The organism is Mesorhizobium sp. M0037 (assembly GCF_040323635.1).
GTDB lineage: Bacteria > Pseudomonadota > Alphaproteobacteria > Rhizobiales > Rhizobiaceae > Mesorhizobium.
Genome location: NZ_JAMYVB010000012.1, coordinates 74,920 through 89,788 on the forward strand (window position 1 = coordinate 74,920; position 14,869 = coordinate 89,788).

The 14,869-nt window shown below is 61.4% G+C and carries 14 protein-coding genes and 1 tRNA gene; 9 read left to right on the plus strand and 6 right to left on the minus strand.

The window, feature by feature from the left end; genetic code table 11:
* Window positions 1–7 precede the first annotated feature (7 nt).
* Both NKJ78_RS18970 and NKJ78_RS18975 read right to left on the minus strand, forming a co-directional pair.
* Window positions 8–580: a DUF192 domain-containing protein gene (locus NKJ78_RS18970; RefSeq protein WP_023681518.1), complete on the minus strand. Its 573-nt coding sequence runs from the start codon at window positions 578–580 to the stop codon at window positions 8–10.
* Between the two features lie 113 nt (window positions 581–693).
* Complete coding sequence (locus NKJ78_RS18975; RefSeq protein ID WP_027050415.1) at window positions 694–1,290, minus strand: cold-shock protein; 597 nt, start codon at window positions 1,288–1,290, stop codon at window positions 694–696.
* Between the two features lie 359 nt (window positions 1,291–1,649).
* Here NKJ78_RS18975 and NKJ78_RS18980 point away from each other — a divergent pair, with 359 nt between their 5' ends.
* The gene (locus tag NKJ78_RS18980; RefSeq protein ID WP_023667513.1) at window positions 1,650–2,090 is read left to right on the plus strand and encodes a VOC family protein; all 441 of its coding nucleotides are present in this window, start codon (window positions 1,650–1,652) and stop codon (window positions 2,088–2,090) included.
* 133 nt (window positions 2,091–2,223) lie between these two features.
* Window positions 2,224–2,517: a DUF2218 domain-containing protein gene (locus tag NKJ78_RS18985; protein ID WP_023681521.1), complete on the plus strand. Its 294-nt coding sequence runs from the start codon at window positions 2,224–2,226 to the stop codon at window positions 2,515–2,517.
* A 105-nt stretch (window positions 2,518–2,622) separates the two neighbouring features.
* On the opposite strand, the gene NKJ78_RS18990 is transcribed toward NKJ78_RS18985, so the two are convergent.
* The 3 genes from NKJ78_RS18990 to ilvA form a co-directional block, all read right to left on the minus strand.
* Entirely contained in the window at window positions 2,623–3,327 is a 705-nt protein-coding gene (locus NKJ78_RS18990; RefSeq protein WP_023734420.1) for an outer membrane protein, read from the minus strand.
* Between the two features lie 145 nt (window positions 3,328–3,472).
* Window positions 3,473–4,051, minus strand: coding sequence for a DUF1697 domain-containing protein (locus tag NKJ78_RS18995; protein ID WP_352459069.1), 579 nt, complete (start codon window positions 4,049–4,051; stop codon window positions 3,473–3,475).
* Complete coding sequence (gene ilvA / locus NKJ78_RS19000; protein ID WP_023734422.1) at window positions 4,048–5,304, minus strand: threonine ammonia-lyase IlvA; 1,257 nt, start codon at window positions 5,302–5,304, stop codon at window positions 4,048–4,050. Before ilvA ends, NKJ78_RS18995 begins: the two co-directional genes overlap by 4 nt.
* A gap of 124 nt (window positions 5,305–5,428) precedes the next feature.
* Between ilvA and NKJ78_RS19005 the strand changes: the two genes are divergently transcribed.
* The 3 genes from NKJ78_RS19005 (at window position 5,429) to NKJ78_RS19015 (ending at window position 9,349) form a co-directional block, all read left to right on the plus strand.
* Window positions 5,429–6,832: an aminopeptidase P family N-terminal domain-containing protein gene (locus NKJ78_RS19005; protein ID WP_352459070.1), complete on the plus strand. Its 1,404-nt coding sequence runs from the start codon at window positions 5,429–5,431 to the stop codon at window positions 6,830–6,832.
* A gap of 146 nt (window positions 6,833–6,978) precedes the next feature.
* Window positions 6,979–8,052: an alpha/beta hydrolase gene (locus NKJ78_RS19010; RefSeq protein ID WP_352459071.1), complete on the plus strand. Its 1,074-nt coding sequence runs from the start codon at window positions 6,979–6,981 to the stop codon at window positions 8,050–8,052.
* A gap of 133 nt (window positions 8,053–8,185) precedes the next feature.
* The gene (locus tag NKJ78_RS19015) at window positions 8,186–9,349 is read left to right on the plus strand and encodes an alpha/beta hydrolase (RefSeq protein ID WP_352562606.1); all 1,164 of its coding nucleotides are present in this window, start codon (window positions 8,186–8,188) and stop codon (window positions 9,347–9,349) included.
* A 21-nt stretch (window positions 9,350–9,370) separates the two neighbouring features.
* On the opposite strand, the gene ade is transcribed toward NKJ78_RS19015, so the two are convergent.
* Window positions 9,371–11,182: an adenine deaminase gene (gene ade / locus NKJ78_RS19020; protein ID WP_352459073.1), complete on the minus strand. Its 1,812-nt coding sequence runs from the start codon at window positions 11,180–11,182 to the stop codon at window positions 9,371–9,373.
* A 261-nt stretch (window positions 11,183–11,443) separates the two neighbouring features.
* Between ade and NKJ78_RS19025 the strand changes: the two genes are divergently transcribed.
* From NKJ78_RS19025 to NKJ78_RS19040, 4 genes are all read left to right on the plus strand, one after another.
* Window positions 11,444–12,295: an alpha/beta fold hydrolase gene (locus NKJ78_RS19025; protein ID WP_352459074.1), complete on the plus strand. Its 852-nt coding sequence runs from the start codon at window positions 11,444–11,446 to the stop codon at window positions 12,293–12,295.
* A gap of 129 nt (window positions 12,296–12,424) precedes the next feature.
* Window positions 12,425–13,087 (plus strand): outer membrane protein, encoded by a 663-nt coding sequence (locus tag NKJ78_RS19030; RefSeq protein WP_027050407.1) that lies wholly within the window; start codon window positions 12,425–12,427, stop codon window positions 13,085–13,087.
* Window positions 13,088–13,215: 128 nt separating this feature from the next.
* Window positions 13,216–13,301, plus strand: a tRNA-Leu gene (locus tag NKJ78_RS19035).
* A 1,304-nt stretch (window positions 13,302–14,605) separates the two neighbouring features.
* A complete protein-coding gene (locus NKJ78_RS19040) occupies window positions 14,606–14,797 on the plus strand; it encodes a hypothetical protein (protein ID WP_023667524.1) in 192 nt (63 codons plus the stop codon).
* Window positions 14,798–14,869: the final 72 nt, after the last annotated feature.

The following is a 14,869-nucleotide window of genomic DNA, read 5'->3' on the forward strand; positions in this document are numbered from 1 at the left end:
GAGCGGCTCAGCCGGCGCCGGGCGTGGGCGCGTTGCCCTTGTCCGATGGCGGCATGCCGGGGCCGGACACCGTGCCGACGGCCGGATGGCGCAGCAGATCGCCATAGTCGATGCCGTTTTTGGCGGCGGTGCCGGCCTTGAGCTCCAGCACGAAGCGCACTGGCACACCCGGCGAGATGACTGCATCGGACAATGGAGTGCCGTGCTTGACGGCCCGGACCTTGCCGTCCTGTCCAACAAAGATCAGGTCGAGCGGCATCGGCGTGTTGTGCATCCAGAAGCCGACCTGCTTCTGCATCTCGAAGACGAACAGCATGCCATGATTGTCGGCCATATCCTGGCGATACATCAGGCCGGCCTCGCGTTCCGAGTCGGTGTCGGCGACTTCGATCGAAAAGGATTTATCGCCCCCTTTCGTCGCCACGACCAAGGGTGTCGGATCGACGGGAAGGATCATCGCCTGACCGCCGGCGATCGTCTGCTGGGATGCGGTCGGCTGCCCGGAATAGAAGTAAGCGCCTGCGGCTACCGCAACGATGACGCAGAGCGCGCCCGCTGTCAGCCAGTTCCTGTACGCCATTGGAAATCCTCGACCAAAGACCATGATCCCTAAAAGTGGTCTCAGGTATTCGGATAAGATCGTGGTGAAACCAAGAAAAACGCCGTCCTGACTTCCTCAGGAAGGCTCGCGTCCTAATGCGCGACCGGCAAGGTGCCCATATCAGGGTGAATCTCGGCAGCCATGAGGCCCTTGTCACCGCGTCCGAAACGCACCAGCACGACCTGTCCGGGCCTGAGCTCGGTGATGCCATAGCGGCGCAGCGTCTCCATATGGACGAAGATATCCTCGGTGCCCTCGCCGCGCGTCAGAAAGCCGAAGCCCTTGGTGCGGTTGAACCACTTAACCAGCGCCCGCTCGAGCCCGCTTTCCGGCGTCACCGCCACATGGGTGCGCTGTTCCTGCATCTCGGCCGGATGGACCGCGGTCGCGGTGTCCATGGACAGCACCCGGAAAGCCTGCAAACCACGGTCGCCATGCTTGACAAGGCACACGACACGCGCGCCCTCCAATGCCGTCTGAAAACCGTCCTTTCGAAGGCAGGTGACATGGAGGAGGATGTCGCCCGAGGAACCGTCATCGGGTAGTATGAAACCGTAGCCCTTGGCCACGTCGAACCATTTGATGGCGCCGGCGATTTCGACAAGGTCGGCGCTATCGCCGCCACTGTCGCGCTTCAGGGCGTCGTCAAGGTTCTCATCCCGCCTCGTGAAAGAGGCCTTATCCCCCATAAGAACGCCCCCTTTTTTTCAAGAAAACCGCAAGTGATTCTTGACATTAGATTAACACCGCCGCTTCCGGGGTGTGCAAGACCTGCCGTGCCTTTTTTCACGGTTGAATACAGGAATAGCTGACTTGTTGTTTGCCGGCGTCGCTGCCGGCTGCAATGGCGATCCGTCAAGGCCGTCAACCGGTCGGCAATTTGCATCGGATTTTGCCGAAATCGGCAACCACTTGTGGTCGGACGCTTTTGTCAGAGCAACCTGATTTTCCAAAAACCGGTGATCACTTTTCCAGTCCGATGCTCGTTGCCCTCCGGCGGGGTGGACCTTATGTTGCCTCGCAACCCAAACATCCCCGAGGAAATCCCATGCGCTACCTCCACACAATGGTCCGTGTCGCCGACGTCGATGTCTCGCTCGATTTCTACTGCAACAAGCTCGGCCTGAAGGAAGTGCGCCGCTACGAAAACGAGCAGGGCCGCTTCACGCTGATCTTCCTCGCCGCCTCCGAGGATGTAGAAAGCGGCATCACTGAGAAGGCGCCGCTGATCGAACTGACCTACAATTGGGATCCGGAGGAGTACAAGGGCGGCCGCAATTTCGGCCATCTCGCCTATGAGGTCGACGACATCTACGCCACATGTCAGCATCTGATGGACAATGGCGTCATCATCAACCGGCCGCCGCGCGACGGCAACATGGCCTTCGTCAAGTCGCCGGACGGCATCTCCTTCGAACTGCTGCAGAAGGGCCCGGCCAAGCCCAAGGCCGAGCCGTGGGCATCGATGCCGAACACCGGCACCTGGTAGCGATCACGCCATCTTGAGCGAGGCGGCCGCGCCGACAAGCCGGCCGCCTTTGCCATTTCGAGCAACGGCACCTATTTACCTGCCTGTCGCGCCAGCCAAACAGAGCCAGTGCCTCATCCAGGAGAATTCATTTATGCCGACCAGCCGTGCCGATGTCACCACCGCATATGCCAGCCGCTATTTGCAGCAGCTGTGCAAGCACTGGGCGCACAAATTTCCCGTCGAGTTCGATCCAAACCACGGCACCATCGATCTGTCGCTCGGCCGCACGGTTCTCGATGCCGATGCGGCAGCGCTGCATATCACGGTGTCGACGGATGAAAGTGGATCGCTGGAGCGCATGGAGAGCGTCGTTGCCGATCACATCAAGCGCTTCGCCTTCCGCGAGGAGCTGACTTTCGAGTGGAAGCAGGCTCCGGCGACCTGATCTGCTGTCAGCCGCAACGCCGAACGCCGGAAGCTGCCAGCCCCGGACAACGTTATGGCGTCACTTGGTTGCGACGCCATCTGAATTGTCGGAACGACGGATCGATCAGAACTTGTGGTTCAGGCCGATCTTGATCGTATGGGCGTCGATCTTCACCCTTGCGTCGTTGCCCTCGATATCTGTCAAACGGACCTTGCCGAAGTCGAAGTACTGGTATTCCAGCTTCGTGGTCCATTTGTCGGCGAAGGCCCATTCGACACCGCCACCGATCGTATAGCCGAAGCGGCCTCCGCTCCTCGATGCGCTGCTGTCCGGGTCGGGCACCCCGTCAAAATCGAAAGTATCGCCATAACTCAATTTGTAGTGAGTCGCCGCCGCGCCGCCCTTGGCGTAGATCAGCAGCCTGTCGGTGGCGTAGCCCAGACGTGCCGTCAGATCGCCATAGACGCCCAGTTTCGCCGATCCGAAATTGTCCGGCTCTTCGACGATAGTCCTGTCGCCCTCGATGCCGAGATAGCCCAGATCGGCTTCGACGCCATAGACGAATGCTCCGGACTGCCAGTTGTAACCGGCCTGAACGCCGCCGAGGAAGCCGTCGGTATCGACGTCATGGGTCTGACCAAGCTCCTCGTCGAAGAAGGAATCCGTCTGGTCGACCGCGTCACCGCGTCCCCAGCCATAGCCGGCGTTGATGCCGACATAGCCACCCGACCAGACAAACCCTGCCGGTACGGTCTCAATCACGTCGGCGGCGAACGCCGCGCCGCAAGCCGAAATCAGGAAAGTAGATGCGAGAAGCAGACGTTTCATGAAACTCCCCAATGCGTCGGAAAGAGCATAGCACAGACATGCAGTATTCATTAAGCTGCCTAGGCCGGATAATCGAAAATTGTTGCAGAAAAACAACTGTTTAGCCGAGGCTTAATTAGCATCGTGACCGCAACGTAGAAGCGGTTCAAAGCGAACGCGCTATCTGCAGCAGCGCCAGCACCGACCGCCAGTTGCGCGCGGTGCCCGGCACTTTCAGCATGCGCGGGATCAGCCCGGCGAACACCGATTTGCCGAGCCCGTCCGGCGCCTTGAGGTAAAGCACGTCGCCCTGGACCTCAAAGCTTTCCGGGCCGGTGCATTTTTCGGCAAGCCTGGCGATCTCGTCCGCCGTCGGCTGGCGCTCCAGCGTGTAGACGTGAAGCTTGGTCGGATCGCCGGCGACTTCCGGATACGGATTCTCCTTCACCAACCGTTCGAACCAGGAGAGATCGCGCACCTTGATGCGCGAATGAAAGCCCCATTTCTTCTTGAAAGCGGCTTCGATCTGTTTCGTCAGCGTGGCGGCGTCGCCCTTCCTGGCCCGGAACACGACATTGCCGCTCTGTACATAGCTGGCGACGTCCGAGAAACCGAACTCTTCGAAAAACGCTCGCAACTCCGCCATCTTGACGATGCGGTTGCCGCCGACGTTGATGCCGGAAAACAGCGCGACGAAGACCACCCTTCGCTCTTCGAGCTTCGGGTGGCAGGCTGTACCGCTCATATGATGAACCCGGCCAGGGTCTCGTTGTCGGTGATGTCCTGATAGTGCACGCCCTCGGCCTCGAAATTTGCCCTCAGCAGATCGAAGTTACGCCGGTCTTTGGTTTCGATGCCGATAAGCACAGAGCCGAAATTGCGTGCCGATTTCTTCAGATATTCGAAGCGGGCGATATCATCGTCGGGACCGAGCAGTTCGAGGAAGTCGCGCAGCGCGCCCGGCCGCTGCGGAAAGCGGATGATGAAGTATTTCTTCAGCCCCTCGAAGCGCAGCGCCCGCTCCTTCACGTCGGGCAGCCGCTCGAAATCGAAATTGCCGCCCGACACCACCGCGACGATGGTCTTGCCGCGGATTTCCTTGCGCGAAAAATCCTTCAACGCGTCGATCGCCAAGGCACCGGCCGGCTCCAGCACCACACCTTCGATGTTGAGCATCTCGATCATGGTGGCGCAGAGCCGGTTCTCAGGGATCAGCCGCACCGCCTGAGCGGCGAACTCCTTGAGGTGGCGCAACGGCTCGCGGCCGATCTCGGCCACCGCCGCGCCGTCGACGAAATTGTCGACATTGGCGAGCCGGACGCGCTTGCCGCTGGCGAGGCTCTGATGCAGGCTCGGCGCACCGGCCGGTTCGCAAAAGACGTAGCGCGCGTCACGTTGCTGATCGGCGAAATAGTGCGTCACCCCCGCGGCCAGGCCACCGCCGCCGACCGGCAGCATGATGATGTCGGGCATGCGCGCGCCCGGCATCTGGCCGGCGATCTCATAGGCGACCGTCGCCTGCCCCTCGATAATGTCCTTGTGGTCGAAGGGCGGCACCATATGCGCGCCGGAACTTTCGGTGAATTCGAAGGCGGCGCGGTAGCAGTCGTCGAAGAAGTCGCCGACCAGCCTGATCTCGACGAAATCGCCGCCGAACAGCCGCGTCTTGTCGATCTTTTGCTGCGGCGTCGTCACCGGCATGAAGACCACGCCCTTCTTGCCGAAATGGCGGCAGACGAAGGCAAAGCCCTGCGCATGGTTGCCGGCCGAGGCGCAGACGAACAGCTCGGCCTCGTTGCCGGCGGCAAGCGCCTTGCGGAAAAAGTTGAAGGCGCCGCGGATCTTGTAGGAGCGCACCGGTGAAAGGTCCTCGCGCTTCAACAGCACCCGAGCCCCCGTCTTCTTCGACAAATAGTCGTTTTCCTGCAGCGGCGTTTCGGGAAAGATCTCGCGGATCGCGGCTGCGGCGGTGGCGACACGGAAGGAGAAACTGTTCATGGCGCCGTCACCTCTGGATCGAATGGTTCGAAGGCGAAGCCTATTGCACAATTCGCCGTTTGCAGCCACCGATGCGGCGCGGCCGCTTTGGCGCGCCAGCAGGAAATCCACTGGAGCCATCCTCATGCCTGTTTCGGCTGTCGCCCTGAAGACCGTAGACCTTCCTGAATTCGGCGAGCCAACAGTGATGCCGCTAGTTCAGCGGCGGACCTACGAAGCGCGCATCGAGGCTCTGCTGGCGCGCGGCGCCGAGGCCGGGCTCGACGCCTTCGCCGTCTATGGCGACCGCGAGCACGCGGCCAATGTCGCCTATCTCAGTGGTTACGATCCGCGTTTCGAGGAGACGCTGCTGGTCATCGTTCCCGGCAGCCAGCCAAAGCTTCTCGTCGGCAATGAGGGTTGGGGCTATGCCGAAATCTGCGACGGGCCTTACGAGCGCGTCCTTTACCAGACCTTCTCGCTGCCGGCGCAGCCACGCGACCGCTCCGCCTCACTTGCCGACACTCTTGCCGCCTGCGGCCTGAAAGCCGGCCAGAAGATCGGCGCCATCGGCTGGAAGCCGTTCGGGCCCGGCGATGGCGGCCTTGGCGAGACGACGCTCGACCTGCCGTCCTTCATCGCCGATACGCTGCGCACACTGGCCGGCGACAGAGGCGCGGTGGTCAACGCCGCCAACCTGTTGATGAACCCATCCGACGGCCTACGCGCCATCAACGAGGCAGACCAATTGGCGTCCTTCGAATTCGCCGCGACCTTTTCCTCGCAGGGCCTGCGCAACGTGCTTGGGAATATTGAGCCCGGCATGAGCGAATTGCAGGCCGCGCGGCTGATGGGGATCAACGGCCTGCCCCTGTGCTGCCACCCGATGCTGTCCGCCGGCAGGCGTGCGCCCTACGGCTTGCCTAGCCCGCGCCTCGACATCATCAAGCGCGGCGATCCCGTCACCATGGCCTATGGCATCCAGGGCTCGCTCAACGCCCGCGCCGGCTTCCTGGTCGAGAGCGCCGCGGAACTGCCGCGCGAGATCGACGACTATATCGACAAGCTGGTAGCGCCCTATTTCGCCGCCGTCGTCGACTGGTACGAGACCATCGGCATAGGCGTTGCCGGCGGAGCGCTTTGGAAAGCCGTGCATGACCGCATAGGCGACCCGTTCTTCGGCGTCTCGCTCAATCCCGGCCATCTCGTCCATATGGACGAATGGATGCATTCGCCGGTGTTTTCCGGCTCGGACATCAAGCTGCAATCGGGCATGGCGCTGCAGGTCGACATCATTCCGGCGACCGGAACCAGCTATTTCACCACCAACATCGAAGACGGTATCGCGCTTGCCGATGAGTCCCTGCGCGAGGAGATCGCGGCCCGCTATCCCGAGGCATGGCGCCGCATCGAGGCGCGCCGCGCCTTCATGCGCGACGTGCTGGGCATCAGGCTCAAACCCGAGGTATTGCCCTTCTCCAACATTCCGGCGTTCCTGCCGCCATTCTGGCTTTCGCGCAACAGTGCGATGGCTGTGACCCGACGCTGACCACATTTCGGCTGGACACGACTTACTTCTGCCGCACTCTCACTGTCCGGGAGGTGTCGCGGAGGGTAGACGGGCCGAGGGTAGACAGGCCTTTGGGCCTCAAAGTGAATTCTATGTGAATTCATCTTTCGATTGGAATTTTTGACGTGCGTTTGAAGACGATTTGCATTCTTGCACTTGCCCTGTTGATCGCCGGCTGCGGCGGCCGCAAAACCGAGGAACTGCTCGGCAGCGCCGTCATGTCCACGCCGGTGACCGAAATCTCGGGCAATCACTCGATCTTCATTGCCACCACACGTAAGAAATCCGACGATCCCAACAAAGTTTTCGACGGCGAACGCTCGGCGACGCTGAACTACGCCCGCGTCACCGTCACCGTTCCCGGCACCCACCAGGCCGGCCAGATCGAGCGCCGCTCGCGCGGCAAGTCGAACGACCCGGCGAAATACTTCATGGCTTCCGAGGTCGTCGGCTACGATGCGCAGCCTCAATTCTCAAGCGCGCTCAATGCCGACATTGCCGCGCGCGGCGGCCGCGTCATGGTCTTCGTGCATGGCTACAACACCGGCTTCGACGACGCGGTCTACCGCCTGACCCAGATCGTCCACGATTCCGGCTATCCCGGCACGCCGGTGCTGTTTTCCTGGGCATCCGGCGCCAGAACCACCGACTATGTCTATGACAAGGAAAGCGCCAGCGCCGCCCGCGATCAGCTGGAGGTGACATTGCGCATGCTGCAGCAGTCCGGCGCGCGGCGCATCGACATCGTCGCCCACTCGCTCGGAACCTGGGTGACCATGGAAACGCTGCGCCAGATGGCCATCACCGGCGACCGCGATCTCGGCGGCAAGCTCGGCGATGTCGTGCTGGCCTCTCCCGACATCGACGTCGACGTCTTCAAGAGCCAGATGCGCCGCTACGGCAAGCCGGACAAGCCGTTCATCCTGCTGCTCTCCGACGACGACCGTGCGCTGCGGCTCTCAGGCCTGATTGCCGGCTCGCGGCCACGCGTCGGCGACTACAAGGATGCCGCCGACCTCGCCGCTTATGGCGTCACCGTGGTCGACCTCTCCAAGGTCAAGGGAGGCGACAGCTTCAACCACACCAAGTTCGCCGACAATCCCGAACTGGTGAAGATGATCGGCCAGCGGCTGCGCGAGGATGACGGCTTTGCCAGCGACCAGACGGTGACCGACCGCATCAGCGCGCTCGGACAATAAGGCTGTTGCCTTGCGGCGACCGTCGCCGCGTGAGGTCGCGAATGCCGCTCGGCCCGATCACTTTCAACTGGACCGGGCCGGTCTCTGCCTCTACGACATTGAAATCGGCGCCAATGCGCCAGCGGGAGCCCGCGTGAACGAGCGTTGGAAGACTGTCCTGGTCCTTGCGTTCGCGCTCGGTGCCGCCGGCTGCGCCGGCCCGAACACCCATGACCTGTTGAACGAGACGACGGTTTCGGTGCCTGCCTCCGACATCGCGGCCACCCACGAAATCTTCGTCGCCACCACCCGCAAGCAGGCGACCAAGGACCCACGCCAGGTGTTCGATGGCGATCGCTCGCTGACCACCAGCTACGCCCGCGTCGACGTCACCGTGCCGAAGGTCCACCAGGTCGGCGCCATCGAGCGCGCCAAGGGCTCGGCCAATTCGAACCCGGCCAAGCAATTCACCGCCACCGACGTCGTCCACTATGGCGACGCCTCGCAATTCGCCAAGGCCGTCGGCGCCAACATCACCATGAATGGCGACCGCGCGCTGGTCTTCGTCCACGGCTTCAACAACGGCTTCGACGATGGGGTCTACCGGCTGACGCAGATCGCCCACGACACCGAATATCCCGGTACGCCGATCTTGTTTTCGTGGGCTTCGAGCGGCAAGACCACGGGCTATATCTACGACAAGGACAGCGCCAACGCCGCGCGCGACGACCTCGAGGCGACGCTCAGGATGCTCGCCAAGACAAACGTCAAGAGCATCGACATCATCGCGCATTCGATGGGAACCTGGGTGACGATGGAAGCGCTGCGCCAGCTCGCCCTCACCGGCGACCGCGATCTCGACGGCAAGCTCGGCCGTGTCGTTCTGGCATCGCCCGATATCGATGTCGACGTCTTCAAGAAGCAGATGATCCGCTACGGCAAGCCCGACAGGCCGTTCGTCATCCTGCTTTCCGCCGACGACCGTGCTCTGCGATTGTCCAGCCTGCTATCCGGCGACAAGCCGCGCGTCGGCGACTACGGCAACGCCGCCGACATTGCCAGTTACGGCGTCGTTGTGGCCGACCTCAGCCAGATCAAGGGCGGCGACCGCCTGAACCACGCCAAATTCGCCGACAACCCGTTCCTGGTGCAATTGCTCGGCGACCGTCTGCGCGCTCCAGCCGGCCTGGCATCGGACGAACCCACGCAGGGCCAGATCGACAATCTCGGCCAAGGCATCGGCAAGGCCGTCGGCTCCGTCGCCGAGATCATCATCACCACGCCATTCAAGGTGCTGACCATCGCCACCGGCGGATGAGAGCCAAGCACCGGGCTAATCTCAGATAAAAAGATCGACCTTCTGGAACGTCGTCACGTCGATCAGGCCGACATCGGAAATCCTGAGCTCCGGAATGACGACCAGCGCCAGCAGCGAGTGCTGCATGTAGGCGTTGTTGAGCGAGCAGCCCATCCTGCGCATCGCCTCGGTCAGTTTCTCCGCCTTGGCCGCCACGATTTCCGCCCGCTCGTCCGACATCAGCCCGGCGATCGGCATTTCGACCAGCGCAAGCTCCTTGGCCTTCGAAAACAGCACCACGCCCCCGCCGATCTCGCCCAGCCGGTTGACGGCCAGCGCCATGTCTTCCTTGTTGGTGCCGACGCAGATGATGTGGTGGGCATCATGTGCGACGCTCGACGCCATGGCGCAGTCGCCCATATAGCCGAAGCCTGAGACGAAGGCATTGGTGACGCCGCCGGTGCCGCGGTGGCGCTCGACCAGCGCGATCTGGCAGATGTCGTTGCGGCGGTCCATGGCGACCAGCCCGTCCTCGACCGGCAGGTCGGCCTCCAGCGCCCGCGTCGGCGCCTGGTTTTCGATCACGCCGATGACCCGCACCCGCACCTCGTTGGCGCCCTTGGGCGCCGCAATGTCGAAGTCGCCTGGCTTCAGCTTCTTGCCGAGCTTGACGGTGTTCTTCGCCGATTTGGGGTAATCATAGGCCGGAATGTCGATCTCGAGCTTGCCGCCCTTGGCCAGCCTGATACCGCGGCCATAGACCTCGTCGATGGTCATGGCGGCAAGATCGGAGACGATCAGCAGATCGGCCAGCCGTCCCGGCGCGATCGAGCCCAGTTCGCGCTCCAGCTTGAAATGCTGGGCGGTATTCAGCGTCGCCATCTGGATCGCCGTCACCGGCTTCAATCCCTGTTGGATGGCGTGGCGCACCACCCGGTCCATATGGCCTTCATGCACCAGCGTGCCGGAATGGCTGTCGTCGGTGCACAGGATGAAGTTGCGCGGGTCGAGACCGCTCTCGGTCACCGCCTTGATCTGCGAGGCAACATCGTACCAGGCCGAGCCCAGCCGCAGCATTGCCTTCATACCCTGGCGCACACGGGCGATTGCGTCCTCGGCGCGTGTGCCTTCATGGTCGTCCTCCGGCCCGCCGGCGACATAGCCATGGAACGGCAGGCCGAGATCGCGCGACGCATAGTGGCCGCCGACCGTCTTGCCCGCTCGCACCGTGGCGGCGATCTCGCCCGACATCACCGGATCGTTGGCCACGACACCGGGAAAATTCATCACTTCGCCGAGCCCGATGATGTTTTCCCAGGTCATCGCTTCCGCGACATCGGCGACCGTCAGTTCTGCCCCGGAATGCTCCAGCCCCGGCGCGGACGGCACGCAGGACGGCATCTGGACATGGATGTTGATCGGCATGGCGACGGCCTCGTCATGCATCAGCCGCACGCCGGGCAGACCCAGCACATTGGCGATCTCGTGCGGATCGATGAACATGGAGGTGGTGCCGTGCGGGATGACGGCGCGGCAGAACTCGGTCACCGTCACCATGCCGCTCTCGACATGCATATGCGCGTCGCACAGGCCGGGCACCAGATAGCGACCGCCGGCGTCGACCACCTTGGTGCCCTGGCCGATGGCATGGCTGGCATTCGGCCCGCAATAGGCGAAGCGGCCGCCTGATATGGCGATGTCGGTGCCGGCTATGATCTCACCCGAATGCACGTTCACCCAGCGGCCGTTGCGGATGACGAGATCGGCGGGCTTGCGCCCCGTCGCGACATCGACCAGATGCGTCGCCATCTCGGTCCAGGGCTTGGGTTTCGTCGCCGACGGCTGCTTGGCCATGAAAGACTCCTGTTTGCCAGACTGTGCCAAGCCGGCAAGGTTTTGGCCAGCGATCACGGACGAAATCCGCTCGATGAGATTCGCCCGGGCGGATGCGCCGCACCTGCTCACCCCGATGGCAGGCATCAACGGTGCGGTCATTCAGTTTGGCTTGTGCCGGCACTTATGTTACCATTCTGGCCATGGTGCTGATTTGCGCCGACGACCCGCCGCGAGGCGGGTTTTTGTTATGATGAGGCCGAGACCTCCTGAGGTGAAGTCATGATCCGGTTCCTGAATGCATTCGCCTTCGTCACCCTGTTCCTGATCTCGTCCGGCTTTGCATCCGCCGAGGAGCGTTGGCAGACCTTGCCGGAGCCGGCGGCGATGCCCAAACCGGATCAGAGCGGGTATGCGCCGGTCAACGGCATTCAGATGTACTATGCCGTTTTCGGCGCCGGTGATCCGATTCTCCTGATTCATGGCGGCCTTGGCCACGGCGACATCTGGGCAAGCCAGGTGGCGACGATGTCCAAGACGCACAAGGTTATCATCGCCGACAGCCGCGGCCATGGCCGCTCTACCCGCACCGAGCAGGCTTACGGCTATGACCTCATGGCGTCGGACTATCTTGCGCTGCTCGACTATCTCAAGATCGACAAGACCGCTCTTGTCGGCTGGAGCGACGGCGGCATTATCGGCATCGACATCGCGCTGCATCATCCGGAGCGGCTGACACGGCTCTTTGCGCAGGCCGCCAACGTCACCACCGATGGCGTCGATCCGGGTGTGCTGACCAACAAGACCTTTGCCGCCTATATCGACCGCTCGGGCCGCGACTACAAGAAACTGTCGAAGACTCCCGACCAGTACGATGCCTTCGTGGCGCAGATCAGCCACATGTGGGAGTCGGAGCCGGCCTGGACCAAGGAGCAGCTCGGCAAGATAACCACGCCGACCGCGATCGTTGCCGGCGACCATGACGAGGCGATCAAGCGCGAACACACCGAATACATGGCCTCCGTCATTCCGGGCGCCAAGCTCATCATCCTGCCCAACGCCAGTCATTTCGCCATGCTGCAGGCGCCGAACGAATATAGCCAGGCGGCGCTGGACTTCATCGACGCCAAATAGCGCCCCCAAAATAGAGCACCCCAGCACAGCAACGGGTGCTTCCGATTGTTGAACAATGGGTTCCGTTTTGCGGCGAATAGGATTACCTTCCGGCAAGGCGCCTTCTTAACCGCCTTTTCGGAGAACTCGATGCGCTGTCTGACCATTGCCAGTGCCGGATTTCTGATTGCTCTGGCCGGGCCGGCATTCGCCGCCGACCCGATGGCGGTGCCGATGACCCAACCAGGCTTCGACTGGACCGGCTACTATGCCGGCCTGCAGGCCGGCTACGGCTGGGGCCAGTCCGACATATCAGTGACGGAAGGCGCGCCGTTTTCCATCTCGCCCGATATTGACGGCGGTTTCGTCGGGGGCCATGTCGCCGGGCTGTGGCAGTTCGACCAGGCAGTGCTCGGCGCCGAGGCGGAGCTCAATTATTCCGCCGTCGACGGTACGGCGGTATCAGGCCTTGGAAGCACATTCCGCACGGACATCAAGTGGTTCGGATCTGTAAACGCCAAAGCGGGCTTCGCCATGGACCGCGTGCTGGTCTACGGCGTCGGCGGCGTCGCCTTTGCCGGCATCGAAACTTCGCAAGTCGCGGGCGCGTCGTTCGCCGGCACACGCACGAATGTCGGCTGGACCTTGGGCGCCGGCGTCGACTATGCGCTGACCGACAAATTCATCGTCGGCGCGCAATATCGCTATTATGATTTCGGCTCCGAGCACTATGACGTAGCGGAACCCTTCAACGATCGCGATCAGGATGTGAAGCTGAACGCGGTTAGTATTAATCTCAGCTACAAATTCTGAGCCTTCTCGGCGACTGAGATTTTCGCCACAACCAATTGTTTTGAAATCGCGAACCACCTTTCATGAGTCCGACACTCGGCAAAAGATGGCTTGACGGGTTTTCGCTGGCGTCTGAAAAGGGCTGGCCTGCGGACGTGGCGGAATTGGTAGACGCAAGGGACTTAAAATCCCTCGATCTCTGATCGTACGGGTTCGATTCCCGTCGTCCGCACCAATTGAAATGCTTAGTTTTAGGATTCGTTCTGTACGAACTCACTGGCTACCATAGAAAAGGCTGACGCAGGTAGCCGCAGGGGCAGCCGGGATACAAAGCCGGGAACTGCCATGCTGGATTTTCAAGACTTGGTCGCTCATAGGGAAGCTCTGCTAAATGAGCAGTTGAGGAAAGCCTAGCTAGACTTCAAGACACCTGCGGTTGGAAAACAGGGGCCCGCTTTCACACCTCACGAACAACCAACTAAGGATGGTCGGGCGGCGTTGGCAAAAGCACTGTCAGCCTTCATCAATTCGGCCGGTGGTGTTTTGGTGTTCGGTATTGGCTGCCGTAAGAACAGTGACGGGCCGACTGCGCAACTGCGCTTGAGCCAATCCCGAACTGGAAAGTAGCCCCTTCGGTCGTAAGCTCGGCAGTTGGGGATTTACTGCATCCGAAAAACGACGATATCCGCGTCGCTGGATTTGCATCGAATGCCGACCAAAACGCCGAGCTCATGGTCATCGACGTGCCACGGTCGGAAACGTCGACCACACCGCAGCGTCAAAAGCTATATTACAAGCGTGCTGGTAGCTCTTCATACGCTATGGAGCATGTCGACATCGAGGGTGCCTTTCGAAGGATCTCCGTACCGGAACTTACAATGAAGGCCGACATGAGAAATACGCGTCGTCCGGCCTTGACGGTCATTATGAGATCAGGATGTGGCCGCAGAACGGGAGCCGGCTGGGGCCGCAGCGGCCTCAACCCGGTGGGCATGCTCCGTCGCGATTTTAAGAAGAGTTGCAGCCGTTTCCTGTGGCGTCCAACCTTGCGCTTCTGACGCAGTCACCAAGGCCGCAAACGCGGCTTCTAATGCGACTTCACAGTTCACCTCACGGTCTGGGCTATCCTCTGGCAATATCGGGGGTTCGACGGATTGGGACATCGTGACTTCTTTCAAAGGGGAAAAACCCGCCGCCCCAGCCTTTTGCCACTCAAACATTTCAGCAAAGGATCATTCCAGCTATCAGCAGCGTGATTAGAACTGACAACGGCACGGCCAGAAGACCGACCAACTCAACATTTCTTGTGTTTTGTCGCTTGTCCATCTTCGTCGCCCGCATGTCGTTGGCTTTGGCATCTTGCCGTCAACGTGCAGCTGTTGGAACCAACCACAAGTGCCGCTGATCGGAGATTCAGTCGGTGCTGCATATTAGCAACACATTGTGGAACGATCGGGCGGCATCAGCCAATTGCTTTTGAATGCGCTTGCACTTGCTTCGTACGATTCCGTACAGTTTCCCCCATAGGGGAGGCGGCCGATGGACCATGACGAGGAAGGCTACAGCATTGACGCCTTCGATTTCGATGTGGTGTGCGAGACCTTCAGGAGATCCGTTCGGGAGTTGAACCTGGCTGAAGAGCATTGGGTAGACCACGCGAAGGCGCTGCTACGGGAATTCACCGACAGCGCACCTGATGACGACATGATTAGCCGGATCGTCGGGCGCTAGTGGCCTATACAGCGGTAGTTGGTTAGAATCGTACCCCGGTCCTGCCACGGAAACCTTTTCCAAGGTTTGCCG

What these genes read in the sequence shown, in the direction of transcription:
- NKJ78_RS18980 (WP_023667513.1), top strand. Translation starts at nt 1,650, where the DNA reads ATGCGCTACCTCCACACAATGGTCCGTGTCGCCGACGTCGATGTCTCG.
- ade (WP_352459073.1), bottom strand. Translation starts at nt 11,182, where the DNA reads ATGGCCAAGCAGCCGTCGGCGACGAAACCCAAGCCCTGGACCGAGATG.
- NKJ78_RS18990 (WP_023734420.1), bottom strand. Translation starts at nt 3,327, where the DNA reads ATGAAACGTCTGCTTCTCGCATCTACTTTCCTGATTTCGGCTTGCGGC.
- NKJ78_RS18995 (WP_352459069.1), bottom strand. Translation starts at nt 4,051, where the DNA reads ATGAGCGGTACAGCCTGCCACCCGAAGCTCGAAGAGCGAAGGGTGGTC.
- NKJ78_RS19025 (WP_352459074.1), top strand. Translation starts at nt 11,444, where the DNA reads ATGATCCGGTTCCTGAATGCATTCGCCTTCGTCACCCTGTTCCTGATC.
- NKJ78_RS19030 (WP_027050407.1), top strand. Translation starts at nt 12,425, where the DNA reads ATGCGCTGTCTGACCATTGCCAGTGCCGGATTTCTGATTGCTCTGGCC.
- NKJ78_RS19005 (WP_352459070.1), top strand. Translation starts at nt 5,429, where the DNA reads ATGCCTGTTTCGGCTGTCGCCCTGAAGACCGTAGACCTTCCTGAATTC.
- NKJ78_RS19040 (WP_023667524.1), top strand. Translation starts at nt 14,606, where the DNA reads ATGGACCATGACGAGGAAGGCTACAGCATTGACGCCTTCGATTTCGAT.
- ilvA (WP_023734422.1), bottom strand. Translation starts at nt 5,304, where the DNA reads ATGAACAGTTTCTCCTTCCGTGTCGCCACCGCCGCAGCCGCGATCCGC.
- NKJ78_RS18970 (WP_023681518.1), bottom strand. Translation starts at nt 580, where the DNA reads ATGGCGTACAGGAACTGGCTGACAGCGGGCGCGCTCTGCGTCATCGTT.
- NKJ78_RS18975 (WP_027050415.1), bottom strand. Translation starts at nt 1,290, where the DNA reads ATGGGGGATAAGGCCTCTTTCACGAGGCGGGATGAGAACCTTGACGAC.
- NKJ78_RS18985 (WP_023681521.1), top strand. Translation starts at nt 2,224, where the DNA reads ATGCCGACCAGCCGTGCCGATGTCACCACCGCATATGCCAGCCGCTAT.